General features: G+C 60.0%; 16 protein-coding genes. 14 read left to right on the plus strand and 2 right to left on the minus strand.

Translation table 11 applies throughout. The annotated features are described in order from the left end of the window. Positions 1-200 precede the first annotated feature (200 nt). The 10 genes from infA to ACQRC0_RS01570 all read left to right on the plus strand — a co-directional run bounded on the left by infA (position 201) and on the right by ACQRC0_RS01570 (position 6,277). The gene (gene infA / locus ACQRC0_RS01525) at positions 201-419 is read left to right on the plus strand and encodes a translation initiation factor IF-1 (RefSeq protein WP_035137443.1); all 219 of its coding nucleotides are present in this window, start codon (positions 201-203) and stop codon (positions 417-419) included. 150 nt (positions 420-569) lie between these two features. Beyond that, positions 570-683 carry a 50S ribosomal protein L36 gene (rpmJ, locus tag ACQRC0_RS01530; RefSeq protein WP_006363204.1) on the plus strand — a complete coding sequence of 38 codons (114 nt, stop codon included), beginning with the start codon at positions 570-572 and terminating at the stop codon, positions 681-683. 14 nt (positions 684-697) lie between these two features. After that, positions 698-1,072, plus strand: a complete 375-nt coding sequence (rpsM, locus tag ACQRC0_RS01535; RefSeq protein ID WP_154516058.1) for a 30S ribosomal protein S13 — start codon at positions 698-700, stop codon at positions 1,070-1,072. A 14-nt stretch (positions 1,073-1,086) separates the two neighbouring features. Continuing rightward, on the plus strand, positions 1,087-1,491 hold the full coding sequence (gene rpsK / locus ACQRC0_RS01540) for a 30S ribosomal protein S11 (protein ID WP_006235274.1): 405 nt from the start codon (positions 1,087-1,089) through the stop codon (positions 1,489-1,491). A 19-nt stretch (positions 1,492-1,510) separates the two neighbouring features. Continuing rightward, entirely contained in the window at positions 1,511-2,107 is a 597-nt protein-coding gene (gene rpsD, locus ACQRC0_RS01545) for a 30S ribosomal protein S4 (RefSeq protein WP_006235275.1), read from the plus strand. Between the two features lie 32 nt (positions 2,108-2,139). Next, on the plus strand, positions 2,140-3,081 hold the full coding sequence (locus ACQRC0_RS01550) for a DNA-directed RNA polymerase subunit alpha (protein ID WP_154516055.1): 942 nt from the start codon (positions 2,140-2,142) through the stop codon (positions 3,079-3,081). A gap of 30 nt (positions 3,082-3,111) precedes the next feature. Further along, positions 3,112-3,594, plus strand: coding sequence for a 50S ribosomal protein L17 (gene rplQ, locus ACQRC0_RS01555; RefSeq protein ID WP_427727167.1), 483 nt, complete (start codon positions 3,112-3,114; stop codon positions 3,592-3,594). A 92-nt stretch (positions 3,595-3,686) separates the two neighbouring features. After that, complete coding sequence (gene truA, locus ACQRC0_RS01560; RefSeq protein ID WP_427727169.1) at positions 3,687-4,511, plus strand: tRNA pseudouridine(38-40) synthase TruA; 825 nt, start codon at positions 3,687-3,689, stop codon at positions 4,509-4,511. Between the two features lie 35 nt (positions 4,512-4,546). Then, on the plus strand, positions 4,547-5,707 hold the full coding sequence (locus ACQRC0_RS01565; protein ID WP_427727171.1) for a glycosyltransferase: 1,161 nt from the start codon (positions 4,547-4,549) through the stop codon (positions 5,705-5,707). 132 nt (positions 5,708-5,839) lie between these two features. After that, complete coding sequence (locus ACQRC0_RS01570) at positions 5,840-6,277, plus strand: arginine repressor (protein ID WP_154516043.1); 438 nt, start codon at positions 5,840-5,842, stop codon at positions 6,275-6,277. Between the two features lie 172 nt (positions 6,278-6,449). On the opposite strand, the gene ACQRC0_RS01575 is transcribed toward ACQRC0_RS01570, so the two are convergent. Then, complete coding sequence (locus ACQRC0_RS01575) at positions 6,450-8,642, minus strand: transglycosylase domain-containing protein (protein ID WP_427727173.1); 2,193 nt, start codon at positions 8,640-8,642, stop codon at positions 6,450-6,452. 160 nt (positions 8,643-8,802) lie between these two features. On the opposite strand from ACQRC0_RS01575, the gene ACQRC0_RS01580 reads away from it, so the two are divergent. The 4 genes from ACQRC0_RS01580 (at position 8,803) to ACQRC0_RS01595 (ending at position 15,293) form a co-directional block, all read left to right on the plus strand. Next, positions 8,803-10,761, plus strand: a complete 1,959-nt coding sequence (locus ACQRC0_RS01580) for a U32 family peptidase (RefSeq protein ID WP_427727175.1) — start codon at positions 8,803-8,805, stop codon at positions 10,759-10,761. 96 nt (positions 10,762-10,857) lie between these two features. After that, positions 10,858-12,069: a tyrosine--tRNA ligase gene (gene tyrS / locus ACQRC0_RS01585; protein ID WP_427727177.1), complete on the plus strand. Its 1,212-nt coding sequence runs from the start codon at positions 10,858-10,860 to the stop codon at positions 12,067-12,069. Positions 12,070-12,471: 402 nt separating this feature from the next. Continuing rightward, positions 12,472-14,292, plus strand: a complete 1,821-nt coding sequence (locus ACQRC0_RS01590; RefSeq protein ID WP_427727180.1) for an adenine deaminase — start codon at positions 12,472-12,474, stop codon at positions 14,290-14,292. A 206-nt stretch (positions 14,293-14,498) separates the two neighbouring features. Next, entirely contained in the window at positions 14,499-15,293 is a 795-nt protein-coding gene (locus ACQRC0_RS01595) for a Cof-type HAD-IIB family hydrolase (RefSeq protein ID WP_427727183.1), read from the plus strand. Positions 15,294-15,411: 118 nt separating this feature from the next. On the opposite strand, the gene ACQRC0_RS01600 is transcribed toward ACQRC0_RS01595, so the two are convergent. Continuing rightward, positions 15,412-16,250, minus strand: an 839-nt coding sequence (locus tag ACQRC0_RS01600) for a Cof-type HAD-IIB family hydrolase (protein WP_427727186.1), incomplete at its 5' end; no start/stop codon positions are given.

The raw sequence follows: 16,250 nt of genomic DNA on the forward strand, positions 1-16,250 counted from the left end.
TTCAATTTCGAAGGCATGACCCCAAGGTCTATGCCTTCTCATTTCAAGGCGATCTTGGGCATCAGGGAACGGCTTTGTTTTACATTTCAAATGTAACAAGTTCCACGTAGTTGTGGAGCCATTACGAAGTTATTACGATGCGTGTATACGTGTTGTAGAATACTCAATCGCTGTCGTTTTCTAGAGAAAGATGATTGCTTGTGAAGAAGGAAGACGCAATTGAGCTCGAGGGTACGGTAAAGGAACCGTTGCCTAATGCCATGTTTAAGGTCGAGCTCGAGAACGGTCATTCGGTTCTGTGCAACATTTCTGGCAAGATTCGAATGAATTACATCCGTATTCTCCCCGGTGACAGGGTTGTCGTGGAGCTTTCCCCGTACGACCTGACCCGCGGCCGCATCACCTATCGCTACAAATAGCGGCACGCATACACGCACTCTATTTCCGACTGCAGGCTTAGCTCAACCTACGGTCGGATTGTGTGTGAAGACCAGCCATAGTTTTAAACGCCTGCGGCTGGGCGAGTAGATAGTAGGGAAGTAGTTTGAGCGCTACCGAAAGGAAGAACGATGAAGGTACGTCCTTCGGTCAAGAAGATGTGCGATAAGTGCAAAATCATTAGGCGCCATGGCAAGGTCCTCGTCATTTGCGAGAACCCCCGTCATAAGCAGCGTCAGGGTTAAGAGAGGAGACTACGTTGGCCCGTATTAATGGTGTCGACCTCCCGCGTGAGAAGCGCGTTGAGATCGGTCTGACCTACATTTACGGCATCGGCCGCACCACTGCGACGAAGATTTGCGTCGAGTGCAACGTTAACGTGGATACGCGCGTTAAGGACCTCACCGAGGATGAGGTTAACGCCATCCGCGAGTATATCGACAAGAACCAGATCATGGTTGAGGGCGACCTCCGCCGTGAGCGCAACCAGAACGTCAAGCGCCTTATGGACATCGGCTGCAACCGCGGCCTTCGTCACCGCAAGGGCCTCCCGGTCCGCGGCCAGCGCACCCACACTAACGCTCGTACCCGCAAGGGCCCGAAGCGTCAGATCGGTGCTAAGAAGAAGAAATAAGGAGCGCTAGATAGATGGCTACTGCTAAGAAGAACGTTCGCGCTGCCCGTCTGAAGCGCGCGGACCGTAAGAACATTTCCGTGGGCCAGGCTCACATCCGTTCTACGTTCAATAACACGATCGTTTCGATCACCGATCCCCAGGGCAACGTCATTTCCTGGAAGTCGGCTGGCCAGGTGGGCTTCAAGGGCTCCCGTAAGTCCACGCCGTTCGCTGCCCAGATGGCTGCCGAGGCTGCTGCCAAGCAGGCCATGGAGCACGGTATGAAGAAGGTTTCCGTCTTCGTCAAGGGCCCCGGCTCCGGTCGTGAGACCGCCATCCGCTCCCTCCAGGCTGCTGGCCTCGAGGTCTCGAGCATTCAGGACAAGACCCCCATCCCGCACAACGGCTGCCGCCCCAAGAAGCGTCGCCGCGTGTAACTGAAAGGATCGTATCAATATGGCAATCGACAGGACTCCTGTTCTTAAGCGCTGCCGTCAGCTCGGGATCGATCCCGCTGAGCTCGGTTACAGCAGCAAGAAGGAATCTATCCGTCAGCCCAAGCGCCGTCGCAAGGAATCTGAGTACGGCATGCAGCTGCGCGAGAAGCAGAAGGTCAAGTTCATCTATGGCGTTCTGGAGAAGCAGTTCCACGGCTACTTCAACAAGGCCCGTAAGATGAACGGCGTCACCGGTGAGAACCTCATGATCATCCTTGAGTCTCGCCTCGACAACGTTGTTTTCCGTCTTGGCTTCGCTCGCACCCGTAAAGAGGCTCGTCAGTCCGTCCGCCACGGTCACTTCACCGTGAACGGCAAGCGCGTGGACATCCCGTCCTACCGCGTCAAGGCCGGCGACGTCGTCGCTGTCGGCGAGAAGTTCCGTGACCTCCTCCCCATCAAGGAGGCTCTGATTTCCTCCGAGCGCTTTGAGGTCCCTGGCTGGCTTGAGGTCGATATCGAGAAGCTGTCTGGTAACGTGCTCGCTCTGCCGACGCGTGAGCAGATCAGCGGTGATATCAACGAGCAGCTCATCGTCGAGCTCTACTCTAAGTAGTCCATCCGGGCTGCTGAGGCTGGAGGTAATACATGTCAGAATTCATTAGGCCTCAGGTTCAGGTCGAAGAGATCAACGAGACGTCTGCTCGTGTCTCCGTCGAGCCGCTCGAGCGCGGTTACGGTGATACGCTGGGCAACTCCCTGCGTCGCGTTCTTCTGTCCTCGCTCGAGGGTGCCGCCGTCGAGGCTATTCAGATCGATGGTGCGCAGCACGAGTTCATGACCATCCCTAACATGGTCGAGGATGTCACTGACATCGTCCTGAATGTCAAGGGTCTTGTCTTCAGGGCTCTCGGCACGACCGACGAGGCGACCGCCACCATCTCGGTTGACGGCCCCTGCGAGGTCACCGGTGCGGACTTCTTTATTCCGTCCGAGTTTGAGTTGGTCAACCCCGAGCAGCACATCGCTACGCTCACCGAGGGTGGCCATCTCACCATGAGCATGCGCATCGGCTATGGCCGCGGCTATGTCTCTGGCGAGGCCAACAAGCGCGACAACGATCCCATCGGTGTGATCCACGTCGACTCGCTGTACTCGCCGGTATCCCGTTGCGCCAAGCTCGTTGAGGCTTGCCGTGTCGGTCAGCACACCGACTACGACCGCCTTGTCCTCGAGATCGAGACCAACGGCTCCATCGCCCCGCGCGACGCCGTGGTCCAGGCTGCCAATATCATCAACCAGCATATGGCTGCCTTTATGAACCTTGCCGAGACCCCCGAGGTCGAGGAGGAGGTTTCGATCTTCGCTCCCGAGGTCACCAACGACAACGCCGAGCTGGACAAGCAGATCGAGGATCTGGACCTTTCTGTCCGTTCCTACAACTGCCTTAAGCGTGCCAGCATTCACTCGGTCCGTCAGCTCGTTGAGTTCTCGGAGAACGATCTTCTGAACATCCGCAACTTCGGTGTTAAGTCGATCGAGGAAGTGAAGGACAAGCTTGAGTCCATGGGCCTGAGCCTGAAGGCTTAATGCTTCGCATATTTGAGGAGAAACTAGACCATGCGTCACAACGTTAAGAAGGGCCTGAAGCTCGGCACCGATGCGAGCCACACCAAGGCCATGAAGAAGAGCCTGGCCAAGGCCCTCTTCGAGAACGACCGCATCAAGACCACCGAGACCCGCGCTAAGGCGCTGCGTTCGGTTGTCGAGCCGATCATCACTTGGGCCAAGAAGGGCGACCTGCACTCTCGTCGTCTGGCTATCGCCAAGCTCGGCGATAAGCAGCTCGTTGCCGAGATCTTCGACAAGGCTGCTCAGGGCATGTGGCAGGATCGCAACGGCGGTTACACCCGCATCATGAAGCTCGGTACCCGTAAGGGCGACAACGCTCCCATCGTTATCATGGAGCTCGTCACCGAGCCTTGCACGCCCAAGGCCAAGAAGGCTGCTCCGGCCCCCAAGAAGGCCGCTGCTCCCAAGAAGGTCGAGGCTGTCGAGGAGACCGCTGCCGAGGAGGCTCCTGCTGAGGAGACCGCTGAGTAGACAATTCGTCTGCATAGGCTATATTCGAGGGGTACGTTCGCGTACCCCTCTTTTTTTGTCGCGATATCGTTGTTTGTTTGTTGGGAGCGCCCATGACCGCGCCGTCTGATTTCAATTTGACTCCAGAGCTCGATGCCACGTTGGTGTTTCGTGTTGCCTATGACGGCTCGTCCTATAGCGGATTTGCCGAGCAGCCGGGGCAGACGACGGTTGCCGGAGAGCTGCGTCTTGCCATAGAGACGCTCTTGCGCCGTTCAGTCGATTTGACGTGTGCCGGGCGCACCGATGCAGGGGTGCATGCGGTGGCCCAATACATCAGCGTGCCCGTTACGGACGCAGAGCTCGCTTTAACGCGCCGCAGGTGGCTGCGAGCTATGGATGCGCTGCTGCCCAAAGATATCGCCGTTAATGAGGTCTACAAGGCCCGTAAGGCCTTTTCTGCGCGTTTTGACGCACGTTCTCGGACCTATACCTACCGCATTGCCGATCGCGATGCGCGTCCGGTGCTATCGCGTGGTGCGGTATGGTGGCACCGTTATCCTTTGGACGTGGATGCGATGGCAGCCGCCTGCCCAGCGCTTTTGGGCGAACAGGACTTTAAGAGCTTTTGTAAGGTCGCTTCTGCCGTGGGCAAGCCAACGCATCGTTGCGTGATGCGTGCCGAGTTTGGCCACGAGGTCGCCTTTGGCGAGGATATCCTTACGTTTACCATCGAAGGCAATGCGTTTTTGCATTCGATGGTGCGCACCATCGTGGGAACGCTCGTCGAGATCGGCATGCATCGCCGCGATCCCGAGTGGATGCGCGAGGTGATTGACGCTTGCGATCGTACTGCTGCGGGTCCCACGGCGCCGGCGTGCGGCCTTACCTTTATGGGCGTAGATTATGACCCCGGCGAGCTCGTCGCGCTCGAATAGGGGAGAAGCGAGAGCCATCTAAGTATGCTGCTCGTGTGGGCGAGCCGTGTGCAACATCTGTTCTTGGCGTGCAGCGCATCAGGCGACTCATTGCGTTTATTGCCGGGGTGTACCATGAACGGCAGTTGATTATTGCTGTCGAGAGGATGGATAACTTGCTTCGACGTGGCTCGCTTCCGCGACTTTCGGTGATCCTTGTTGTGGAGGGTTCGCCCAGCTACGCGATGCGCGCACTCGAAAGCGTCCAAAACCAAGACCTCTACGATATGCAGATTGTCGTTGCATGTCGCAACGCTGCGCCGGGCGTTCGTCATTCGCTCGATGTTGCCGCGGGCAGAGATATTCACATCGATTTGATAGACGTTGACGATCCGTCGAGCGGAGCTTGCCTTCGCGAGGGTTTTGCCGCTTCGCGCGGGGCCCACATTATCGCAATGAGCGCCGATGAGTGGTTTGCGCCGCACGCGTTTTTGGCAATGCTCGATGTCGCTTGTGAGACCTCGGCAGATATCGTATTTCCATCGGTGTCGCTCGATCGCTACGATACGCATCGGGAACGCCATTCTCGTATGTTGGACGCGCAATCCATTGCCCTTGCCGACGATGGAGACCGGGCTTTAGGCCTGGCCAAGCTGGTCGAGAGCGGTCTGGTTTGTCAACATTCCGGCGTGATGTATGAACGCTCCCTGTTTGAGTTGTCTCTGCAGCATGCCGAGTCGTATCGTGCGATCGCCTTTTTGGCGCCTGCCCTTTCGCATGCGGAACGCGTATTTGGGTGCGCCGAAGCTTGTTTCCATACGGCCGCGCCATCGGTTGCGGATTCATTCGACCCCACCATGTTCTCGCGACTTTCCGACGACGCCAAGGCGCTTGAAGAGCTTTGCGTGCCATTTGACGCAATAGATGACGATAACCATCTAAAGCTGGCCTGCCAACGGTTTTACTATGGCCGCTTGGTTGCTTGTATCGAGAATTTGTGCCTGAGCCCCCATGGGGTGTCTTCAATTGAGCGCACGGCACGATTGCGTGATATGCTCAACGACGTGCGGACCCGCCAGATGGCGGTGGCCCTTAAGGGAGAGCGCCGAGGCCTTGGGCTTTTGTTTGGGCCGATTGCCAACGTTAAGCCTATGCGCTGCGTTATGTATGCGCATCTGGCTGCTTTTTTGAACAGAACGGGCGCAAGGATAGCCTAGCTGTGTCATATTCGCAAATAATTTGCATAGAATTGTTTCGAAATGCGTTCTTATTCACAAATAGCCTCAAATAGCGCTAAACTATTCAATCACTGATAGATTGTCTTCGCCATCTATGGAGTGAGGTTTTATATGGCTAAAAAACGCAACGGGCGCCAGGATGCCATCAGAGATATCGTGCGCAATAAAGACGTGCGTACGCAGCGCGTGCTGGTGGACGAACTCCGCGCCATGGGCTTTGATTGCACGCAGGCGACGGTTTCGCGTGACATCGCCGATATGGGGCTGCGCAAACTGCCCGAGGGCATCTATGTTCTGGCTGAGGACCTGCACCTGCAGCGCATGGTCTCCGAGTTGGTTACCGGTGTGTTGCGCACCGACAACCTGGTTATGATTAAGGCTCAGCCCGGCACCGCCTCGGGCATTGCCGCGGCTGTCGATGCGGCCGAGCTGCCCGATGTGCTCGGATCGCTTGCCGGCAATGACACGATTTTGGTTATCGCTCAGACTGCCGAGGATGGCGAACGCCTCGAAGCGCTGATTAACAAGCTCAGTGCCGCGCGTAAATAGCTTTACGCGCGTAAACAACGCCAGCTAAGACGGCAGAAATACAGGGGCGTCGGTTTTGAGCCGACGCCCTTTTTGTGGCGGTCCTGTCTTGGCATCTCGATTGCGCGCGATATGCCATGTATGTCCCAACAAAAAGCGCCCGAGCATTTGAGCTGCTCGGGCGCTTTGCTATCTACTGACCTGTGGAAGGATCGGGGGTCGGGCTAGGGCTGGGATCGGGGGTCGGGCTAGGGCTGGGATCGGGGGTCGGGCCAGGGTCGGGGCTGGGGCTGGGGTCGGGGTTGGGAGTAGGGGTGGTACCGCCGCCATCGCCTTCGCCGCCGGTGTTACCGCCCTCGCTGCCGCTCCCGCCGGTGGTCTCCTCCTCTTCTTCCTCGTCTTCGTCCTTATCCTCGCCCTCTTCCTTCTTCTTGTTGTTTGTGCCGTAGAACTTCCAGACGTTATTGTTCTTGTACGTGGGAGCCGTTCCGGTCGGGAACTCCTCGCGCTCGGCGCCCGCAAGAACGGTGTTCATGAACTTCTTAAAGACAGGCAGGTTGGTGCTGTCGCCCAGCAGGTCCGAACCGTACTTTTGGATGGGAATCTCGCCTGCGGAATAACCGGTCCACAGGGCGCATGCCAGTTGCGGCGTATAGCCGCAGAACCACAGGTTGGTGGTGTTGTCAGTGGTGCCCGTTTTGCCGGCATAGGGCTGGTTGACGCTCAGCGCGCCGGCGGCACCCGTGCCGCTGCCCTGCATGACGCCGGATAGAACGTCGGTAACCGCGGCAGCCTCGCCTTCGGTGAGCACCCGCGTGGGATTGTCGGTGTGCTGGTACAGAACCGAGCCGGTACGCGAGTCGATCTCGGTGATGGCGATCGGCTGGCGATAATAGCCGCCGTTGGCAAAAGCGGCGTAGGCCGATGCCATCTCGAGCGGTGAGATGGACCCGGTGCCGAGCGTCATGACGGGAACGTCCTCGATATTGTCCTTGGCGGGATCGATGCCGAGCTTTTTGACGAGCGACATGATCTTGTCATTGCCGATGGCTTCGGCCACCTGAATGTAGCCGGTGTTGGATGAGTATGCCGTTGCCTGCTTAAGCGTGATGTTGCCATAGCTCTGGTTGCCATAGTTTTGCACCTCGGTCGTGGTGCCCTTGGCCTTGAGTGGCGAGTTGCAGTTGAGACTGACGTTGGGGTTCATGCCGTTTTGGATGGCAGTTGCCAGCGTAAAGGCCTTAAACGTGGAGCCCACGGGGCGCTTTGCCGTAGCGTGGTTCACGTGATTCTCGTCGGCGTTGTAGTCGTAGCCGCCCACCATGCACTTGATGTAGCCGGTCTTGGGGTCAACGACAACCATGCCCATGTCCAGGCCATCGAGCGAAAGCGTGTCGAGCTGTGAGCGCACAGCCTCCTCGGCTACCTGCTGCATGGTGGGGTCGATGGTGGTCTTAACAGTCAGGCCACCCTTAAAGAGCACGTCGGTGGAGAACTCCTGCTCGAGCAGCTGCTTGACATAGGAGACAAAGTAGGGCTGTGAGTACACATCGACGCCGCTGCCCGAGATCTCGGTCACGTTGAGGGTGATGGGCTCAGCCTGCGCGGCATCGTGCTCTTCCTGCGTGATGTGGCCCAGGCGCAGCATGTTGTCGAGCACCTTATTGCGGCGGGAAAGCGCCAGGTCGGGATTGACCGTGGGGTCGTACTGTGAAGGCGAGTTGGGCAGACCGATGAGCAGCGCGGCCTCGCTCAGGGTGAGGTCGGAAGCACTCTTGGAGAGGTAGGTCTCGGCGGCGGCCTCGATGCCATAGGCGCCGTGGCCATAGTAAATGGTGTTGAGGTACATCATGAGGATCTCGTCTTTGGAGTACATGTCCTCCATCTTGATGGCGATATAGGCCTCGCGCACCTTACGCTCGATGGTCGAGTCGAACTGCTCCTCCTGCAGGATGGTGTTGCGCACCAGCTGCTGGGTGATGGTCGAGGCTCCTTCGTGGCCGCCGGCAAGGGTTGCCACCGAGGCACGCGCGATGCCCAAGAGGTCGATGCCGCCGTGCTCGTAGAAACGCTCGTCCTCGACGTCGATCGTGCCCTGCAGGACGTACGGGGAGACCTGGTCCTTGGTGATGGACTTGCGGTTTTGGGTATAGAAGCTGGCGATCTTGTTGCCGTTGCAGTCAACAATCTCGGTGGGCTCGCTGACCAGATAGGCGTTGGCGTCGGTGTAGTCGGGCAGGTCGGACAGCCAGCGGTTGACGTTGCCGATCATGCCGATGCCAAATGCTACGCCCGCGATGAGCAAAAAGCCCAAAAGCGAAAGCAGGATGACGGGCAGGACGTGCGTCTTAGAGCGACCGTGTCCCTGTCGTTGGCGAGGACCCATATGTTGACCTCCAAGTATGTCGTGCCAGGCGGCGGGTGTGCGTCGGGCAGGATGGACATAAGTTATTACACGATAAACCAATCGAGCCGCGCGAAGCCTCGTGTATGCTGGTTGACGGCAATTAACAGAGCGATTGCATACCTTGGTAAGGAGTTTGCCGATGGCGATTTGGGCGACGGAGCCTAGCAGACAATGCGGGAATGGGACGCCAACATCGGGTCTGGCACTGCCCGAGCTGTTGGCTCCGGCTGGCGGGCTCAATCAGATGCTCGCCGCGATCGCGGCAGGTGCCGATGCCATTTATGCCGGGTTGAGCGGATTTAACGCCCGCGTGAGTGCGCACGGGTTTAGTGACGACGAATTTGCGCGCGGGTGTGCCGTGGCGCACGCCCATGGTGTGCGCGTGTACGTGACGCTCAACGTATTCGTGTTCGACGACGAGCTGTCCGAAGCCGTGGCACTGGGGGCACATGCGCATGCGCTAGGCGCCGATGCACTGATCGTGGCAGATGCGGGCCTAGCCCGCGCGCTGCATGCGGCAATTCCGGGGGTCGAGATTCATCTGTCCACCCAAGCGGGCGTCCATAGCAAGGGGGCCGTGCGTTTGGCGGCTGACGAGTTGGGGGTCGAGCGCGTGACGACGGCGCGTGAGCTGACCGTGGCAGAGATTGCGACGCTCTGCGCTACCGGTGTGCCCATCGAGGTGTTCTGCCATGGCGCCATATGCATTGGCTATTCGGGCGCGTGCGAGTTTTCGGCCCTGCGGCGCGGACGGTCGGCGATGCGTGGCGACTGCACGCAGCCGTGCCGCCTGGCATACGATTTGGTGGATGAGGCTGGGGAGAGCGTCGTTGCCGTCGAAGGCGATCGTCTGCTCTGCCCGCGTGACTATCTGGGCATTGCTCATTTACCCGAGCTTGTTGCTGCTGGGGTGGCGTCGCTCAAGATCGAGGGGCGTATGAAGAACCCCGACTACGTCTACAACGTGGTGCGGGCGTGGCGCCGGGCGCTCGATATGCTGCGTGATGGCGCGTGGGATCCCGATGCCGTGCGGGCGCTCGAACGTGAGCTGGGAAGGTCGTTTAACCGCGGGTTTACCGACGCGTATCTGCGAGGCCGCTCGGGCGCGGAGCTTATGAGTTTTGAACGCGCGATCAACCAGGGCGTGCGTGTGGGCCGTTTGGTTGCCGTGGGACACGAGGAGGTGACCGTCGAGCTCGATGCCGCCGTGGCGGCGGGCGATACGCTCGAGATCAGGTTTTACCCGGGCGCCGACGCGCGCCCCGATGTACCTAAACGCTGGCCGCAAGTTCCCTGCCCGGTGGATGCCGAGGCGGGGGAGCGCATCGTTGTCCATTGCAAGCGCAAGGTCGACGCGGGCTGCGAAGTGTATCTGATTCGCAGCGCTGGCGTGCTTGAGCAAACGGCGGCGGCGCTGGAGCGCATGCGGGCCGAGGCCGATGCGGTCGTGCTTGCGAAACGCGCTGTCGAGACACTGCCGTTTGCGGGCGTTCTGATGGATGGTGGCGCGCAGCCGGAAGAACCTGAAGAGTCTGTCGCCGCTCGCTTGGTCTTTGCCTGGCAGCTGATGGACCAGGACCCGAACGAAGAGCTCGACCTGTCCGATGCGACTGTTGTGCTCGACGAGGTCTGCCGTGTGGGCGATATCGAGCGCACTCGGTCGCTCATGCAGCGCGCCGGCCGCATCGTCTGTCGTAATCTGGGACAAGTGGCGATAGCTCGCGAACTGCGCGTCGTCTTTGACGTGGCAGCGCCGGTGTTCTGTGCGAACCGGGCAACGCTCGCCTGGTTGCGAGGGCTTGGGGCGCAGCGCGTGTTTTTGCCTGCCGAACTTGTCGCTCACGATGCGAAACGCGTTGCCGAGCTTGCCGCCTGTCCTGGCGTCCTGGGCCCCGTCGATACCGACCGTCCCGAGCTTATGGTGTGCGAGCACTGCCTGCTGACCGCAGAGGGCGTCTGTGCCACCGATGCGACGGGACAGGCCTGTTGCCGCGACTGCTTGCGTCGCCGGCAGACGCGCTATCTGGTTGAGCGTGACGGTACACGTCTGCCAGTTGCCATCGACGCATGCGGCAGGACGAGGATTTTCCTGTCGTAGGTGCCGCGTCGCGTCAGTTTGTTATCATATGAGAGTTTATGGACTTCCAGCACCGCCGTTTTCGGCGAGGGTGCTATAGCAAAAGGAGGATACCCAATGCTGTCTGTTGACGAGCAAATGCGTATCATCACCTCGGGCGCCGCGAAGATCGTCCCCGAGGCCGACCTTCGTAAGAAGCTTGAGAAGGGTGAGCCCCTCAACATCAAGCTCGGCGTCGATCCCACCAGCCCCGACTTGCACCTGGGCCACGCCGTGCCCCTGCGCAAGATGCGCCAGTTCCAGGACCTGGGCCATAACGTCACCCTGATCATCGGCAACGGTACCGCGCTGATTGGTGATCCTTCGGGCAAGAACTCCACCCGCCCGCAGCTTTCTCAGGAGCAGATCGAGGCCAACGCCGAGACTTACGTGAGCCAGGCCATGAAGATCTTGGACCCCGAGAAGACCACCATCGTGCACAACGGCGACTGGATCTTGTCGATGGACCTGGCCGGTCTGCTGCAGGTGTGCTCCAAGTTCACCGTCGCCCGCATTCTTGAGCGCGATGACTTTACCAAGCGCTATCAGTCCCAGACGCCGATCGCCCTGCACGAGTTCCTGTATCCCGTGATGCAAGCATACGATTCGGTCATGATCAAGGCTGACGTGGAGATGGGCGGCACCGACCAGCTTTTCAACCTGCTCGCCGGCCGTGAGCTCATGGAGAAGATGGGCATGGAGCCGCAGATCGCGCTCACCATGCCGCTGCTCGAGGGCACCGATGGCGTCCGTAAGATGTCCAAGTCCTATGGCAACTACATCGGTCTGACCGACGCGCCTAAGGATATGTTCGGCAAGACCATGTCCATCCCCGACGAGATGATCGGCAAGTACTACCGCCTGGCGAGCTCGCTCACCCCGGCCGAGGTCGACAAGATCGACGCTGCCCTGGCCGATGGCTCTGCCGATCCCTATGAGCTCAAGCGCGCTCTGGGCCGCGACCTGTGCGACACCTACCACGGCGCCGGTGCCGGCGACGAGGCTCAGGCCGAGTTCGACCGCGTGTTCAAGGAGGGCCAGCTCGCCGACTTCCCCGAGAAGCATATTGAGCTGACCGTAAACGACGAGGGCCAGATTTACCTTGCCGGCCTGCTCAAGGACCTGGGTCTTTCGGCCAGCGCCGGCCAGGCTCGTCGCGACATCGATGGCGGCGGTGTCAAGATCAACGGCAAGGCCGTGGCTCCCAAGAGCTACAACATCGACCCCAGTACCCTCAAGCTGGGCGACACCCTCTCCGTGGGCAAGCGCAAGGGCTTTAAGCTGATTTAGTTACGCGGTTTTACCAAACCGCGTAACAGCTCGACGCTGCCCTCAGTTCCGCCGTTCTAACGAACGGCGGACCGGTCGACGCTGCGCGGGCTCCAGAGCGACAACTTGTCATTCAAAGAGGACGGCATGACCAGAAGGTCTATGCCGTCCTCTTTTCATGCCAATTTGTTCGCTCTGGAGTCCGCTCGCTGTCCGTCCTCCACCTACGGCGTTGTCCTGGTTGGCACTTAGGGACGTTTCTTTTTGGTGCAAAGCAGCCTGTCCCCATTGCGCCAAGTGGTGTGTGCCGTTAAGCAGAGGGGCGTATTGCTGGCCCATCGTTTGGGCATACAATGGCTATTGGCTTGCTGCGGTGAAGGTCTGTCCGCTCCGCAGCTTTTTTCTACGGTTAAAGGAGTATGTATGTCCGTTGAGGTCATGAGGTCTGTGATCGATGCCGCCGAGGGCCGCGTGCCCGTCGACACGCTGTTTGCCAACGCACAGATCGTTGATGTGTACGGTCAGCGCGTGGCGCCCGGTAACGTCGCCGTCAAGGACGGCGTGATCGTCGGTGTTCTCTACGATGGTCGAGATGAAGCTGCTGGCACGTACGAGGCAGCTGAGGTTATCGACTGTCAGGGTCGCTATCTCGCACCCGGTTTTATTGACGGACACTTGCATATCGAGTCTTCGAACATCCGTCCCGCCGAGTATGCGCGCATGGCGGCGACGCGTGGTACCACCACCGCTATTGCCGACAGCCACGAGATCGCTAACGTTTCCGGCCTAGACGGCCTGCGCTTTATGATCGAGGACGGTTGTCGCGCACCCATCTCCATCAAGTACATGATGCCTTCGTGCGTGCCCGCACTGCCCGACGAGCAGGCCGGTGCCGTCATCACCGCTGCCGATATGCAGGCGTTTTTTGCCGAGCATCCGGGCGACGTCTTTGGTCTGGGCGAAATGATGAACCTGCCGGGTGTCTTTATGGCCGACCCCGAGACCTGCGCTCGCATCGATGCTGCCAACCAGACACCGTCCAAGCAGGTTGACGGTCATGCTCCGCTTGTTGCCGGCAAGGATCTCAACGCCTATGCCGCGGCGGGTATTATCGCCGACCACGAGTCGACGATTCCCGAGGAAGCGCTCGACAAGCTATCCCGCGGCATGTATGTCATGCTGCGCGAGGGCACCTGCAGCCATGATCTTGCCAACCTGTCGCCTATGCTGCTGGAAAACCCCGCCCGTGCTCGCCGCTGCTGCTTTGCGACCGACGACCGCGCCCCCTCCGACGCGCTTTCGACCGGCATGATCGACAACGCCTGCCGCGTGGCCATCGAGGCCGGCATCGACCCGGTGGTCGCCATCTCTATGGCGTCCCTTTCCACGGCCGAGGCCTTTGGCCTGGACCACGGCTGTCGTGACCCGCATGAGCTCCGCGGCGCCATCGCTCCGGGCAAGCGTGCCGACCTGCTGGTGCTCAACGATCTGACGTTTGCCACGGCCCCGCATCGCGTATATGCCGCCGGTGCTCTGGTGGCGCAGGATGGCACCTTTGTGGGCGAGATCGCACCCGAGATGGCTGAGGTTGCAGCCCTTGCCGACGAGCTGCGCGCCTCTGTTAAGCTGCCGAAGCTTTCGCTCGACGTGTTCGACTATGCCTTTAAGCCGGGCGAGGCTGTGATTGACGTGGTGCCGGGTAAGGCCATCACGGGTATGGCTCGCCCCGAGAGCGCCGAGGGCCTGCGCCGCATTATGCTGATTGAGCGCCATGGCCGCGGCGTGTCGCTGCAAGCCGAGGGCGTCGACGGCGACGGCCCCGCTGGCCTGGGCCTGGTCGGCAAGCATATCGGTCGCGGCTGGGTGCGCGGTTTCACCATCACCGGTGGTGCCATTGCCTCCACGATCGGCCACGACTCGCACAACGTGTGCGTGGTGGGCGACAACGCCGCCGATATGATGGCTGCTGTTGAGGCCGTGGGCCAGGGCGGTCACGTGCTGGTGCGCAACGGCGAGGTCGTGGCGCGCATTCCACTGGCGCTCGGCGGCCTGATGAGCGAGGGCACGGCCGAGGATGTCGCAGCGCAGCACGACGACTTTATGGTCAAGGCGCGCGCCATGGGTATTGAGCCGCCGCTCGACCCCATCATGGGCATCATCTTCCTGCCCCTGCCGGTCATCCCGACGCTCCGCATCCGCCCCGAGGGCATGTTCGACGTCACCACCTTCACCTACGCCGACTAATCATCGGGGACGTTCTTAAACGACTAGTCGCTGGGGACACTCTTTGGCGTGTCGCCTGACGCCGCGACCGTGGGCTCTCTGGCGCGCGTGAGCTATTTGCCAGGTCTATGTAACGTTTATGACTGCGGGGTCTTATTTGAGCTCCCTTTGGGTACGTTGGAATCGGATACACGTTCGATTCCAGCAAGCCCGAGGGGAGCTTTTCTATGTTTAAGCTGATTGCATCCGATATGGACGGCACGTTGCTTGATGAGAATAGCCAGGTACCGCCCGAGACCTACGAACTGATCCTGGCACTACGCGAGCATGGCGTGCATTTTGCCGCGTCGTCAGGCCGCCGCTACGATCGCCTGTGCGAGTTCTTTGCGCCCGTTCGCGACAAAATGGACTTTGTCGCAGCTAACGGTGCCCAGGTCTACGCCGACGGCAAAATGGTAGGCCGTGAGGTGTATTCGCACCTGGCGATTCGAAAGCTAGCCCAGGCCGTCGCGACGTTTCCCAATCTGCATCTTGCACTCTTTGACCGAACCAAGTCCTTCTTGCTCGATGACGAGAGTAAGTTCGTGCGCGAGGTGGATAAGGACCTTCCCAATGCCGAGCGCATTTGGGAGCTGCCCGATCCCAGCGTAAATATCATCAAGGCGAGTATCTTTTGCGATGATGGTGCCGTTATGGACAGCGCTTACGTACTGCAGCGCGAGCTCGGCCAGTTCTTTACCTTTGCGCCTTCGGGCAACGCGTGGATCGATGCCGTGCAGCCCGGCGTGTCGAAGGCCTCTGGCATCGCGCAGCTCGCGGAGCATTACGGCATTGGGCGCGATGAGATCATGGCATTTGGCGATTCGATGAACGACTACGAGATCATTCGCTTTGTCGGCACGGGCTGCGCGATGGAAAACGCGCGCCCCGCGCTCAAGGCGGTTGCTGATCGCGTCGTAGGCTGCAACAGCGACCACGCCGTTCAGCAGGAGCTCCGTCGCGTGCTGGAGAGTCTCGCCTAATTCGGCAGATGGGGACAGTCCTTGCAGCGCCCCGCGAAGAGTGCCCCCAACGACTACTGTGACCAGGGTAGCTAAAAAAGCCCCGTCCCAAATTAGCTACCCTGCCGGGTTGCTGCTGCTAGGCGAGGGCGGCCATGATGGCGCGGGCGACGCCGTCGTGGTCGTTGTCGTATTCGGTGATGGCGCCGGCGGCTTCGCGGTCCTCGGGCTCGGCATTGATCATCGCCGTACCGTGGCCCGCTACCTGCAGCATGGGGATGTCGTTGATGTTGTCGCCGAACGCCCAGGCGTCGGCGAGAGGCTCGCCCAGATGCCCACATAGCCAAGCCAATGCCGTTCCCTTGGTGGCGCCCCCGGCCATGACCTCGATATTCATGGCGTACGAACGCGTGACCTCAATGCCTTCGAGCGTGTCGAGCGCCGCCACGATAGCATCGCGGTCGGCTGAGTCGTGCCAGTACATGGCGATGCGTTCGAGCACCTCGGCCTCGTCGATTTTGCTGTCGATATCCATGTCGATCGGCGTTCGCGTGCGCTTGAGCGAAGCCGCGATGTGAGGATCTCCGCCGCAGAATTCGTCCAGGCGCGTGTAGAGCGAGCGGGGGAGGAAGCACCGCCCGTCCGCGAAGATATCGAAGGTCACATCGTGGCCGGCGGCAATGCTATGGACGCGGTGGGCGATGGCGCGGTCGAGCGGTCGGCTCAATATGCGCGTGGCGCGTGAGGCATCGGTGGGCACATCCTCGTCGAGCTGCCAGACGCTAGCGCCATTGGCGCAGACTGCGTAGTGCACGGCAGGATGGGCGAGGATGGCCTCAAAGACGCCCGACAGCGGACGCCCCGTGCACGGTACAAACTCAATGCCGCGACGTGCGAGCTCGTCGAGCATCGTCCAGGTGGCGTCGCTCATCTGCTTGTCACTCGTCAACAGTGTTCCATCCATATCGGAAAAAACAA

The organism is Collinsella sp. SGI.033 (genome assembly GCF_050315135.1).
Classification (GTDB): Bacteria; Actinomycetota; Coriobacteriia; order Coriobacteriales; family Coriobacteriaceae; genus Collinsella.

Excerpts from the sequence above, each read along its gene's own strand:
- rpmJ (WP_006363204.1), top strand. The coding sequence starts at position 570 with ATGAAGGTACGTCCTTCGGTCAAGAAGATGTGCGATAAGTGCAAAATC.
- rpsK (WP_006235274.1), top strand. The coding sequence starts at position 1,087 with ATGGCTACTGCTAAGAAGAACGTTCGCGCTGCCCGTCTGAAGCGCGCG.
- rpsD (WP_006235275.1), top strand. The coding sequence starts at position 1,511 with ATGGCAATCGACAGGACTCCTGTTCTTAAGCGCTGCCGTCAGCTCGGG.
- ACQRC0_RS01550 (WP_154516055.1), top strand. The coding sequence starts at position 2,140 with ATGTCAGAATTCATTAGGCCTCAGGTTCAGGTCGAAGAGATCAACGAG.
- rplQ (WP_427727167.1), top strand. The coding sequence starts at position 3,112 with ATGCGTCACAACGTTAAGAAGGGCCTGAAGCTCGGCACCGATGCGAGC.
- truA (WP_427727169.1), top strand. The coding sequence starts at position 3,687 with ATGACCGCGCCGTCTGATTTCAATTTGACTCCAGAGCTCGATGCCACG.
- ACQRC0_RS01570 (WP_154516043.1), top strand. The coding sequence starts at position 5,840 with ATGGCTAAAAAACGCAACGGGCGCCAGGATGCCATCAGAGATATCGTG.
- ACQRC0_RS01575 (WP_427727173.1), bottom strand. The coding sequence starts at position 8,642 with ATGGGTCCTCGCCAACGACAGGGACACGGTCGCTCTAAGACGCACGTC.
- ACQRC0_RS01580 (WP_427727175.1), top strand. The coding sequence starts at position 8,803 with ATGGCGATTTGGGCGACGGAGCCTAGCAGACAATGCGGGAATGGGACG.
- tyrS (WP_427727177.1), top strand. The coding sequence starts at position 10,858 with ATGCTGTCTGTTGACGAGCAAATGCGTATCATCACCTCGGGCGCCGCG.
- ACQRC0_RS01590 (WP_427727180.1), top strand. The coding sequence starts at position 12,472 with ATGTCCGTTGAGGTCATGAGGTCTGTGATCGATGCCGCCGAGGGCCGC.
- ACQRC0_RS01595 (WP_427727183.1), top strand. The coding sequence starts at position 14,499 with ATGTTTAAGCTGATTGCATCCGATATGGACGGCACGTTGCTTGATGAG.